The organism is Stenotrophomonas sp. A3_2, assembly GCF_036624925.1.
In the GTDB taxonomy this organism is placed as follows: Bacteria; Pseudomonadota; Gammaproteobacteria; order Xanthomonadales; family Xanthomonadaceae; genus Stenotrophomonas; species Stenotrophomonas hibiscicola.
In genome coordinates, this window is sequence record NZ_JAZKVY010000032.1 from 1 (window position 1) to 411 (window position 411).

1 pseudogene is annotated in these 411 nt (G+C 74.7%); it reads right to left on the reverse strand.

The window, feature by feature from the left end:
* Positions 1-411 (reverse strand): annotated as a pseudogene (locus R5H29_RS00150) (peptidase S10); the annotation flags it as partial.

The window sequence follows — 411 nt, forward strand, 5'->3', positions numbered from 1 at the left end:
TGCGGAAACTGCAACGCCTTGGGGCCGGCCGCGCCCAGATGCAGATAGGCGCTGCCGGCGCCGGGGCCGCCATTGAAGAAGAAGGTGACGGGGCGGGCGCCAGGGGCGGCGCCGTCCAGCGTGTAGGCCGTGTAATAGAGGCGCGCCGTGGGCTCGCCCGAGCCATCCCGCAACGTCAGCGTGCCGGCGGTCGCGGCGTAGGCGAGCGTCTTGCCGGCGGCGGTTAGTGTGTGGCGGGTAACGCTGTCGGGCGGCAACAGGGCGAGGCGGCCGGTGGCCTTCTCCTCCGCGCCCGGCTTGGCGGCCTCGGGCTTGGCGGGCGCGGCGTGCGGGCTATCGGCGGCGCGGGCGAGGGCGGAGAGCAGCAGGGCCAGGGTTGCGGCCAGGAGCGGACGGATCGGGTGTGGCATG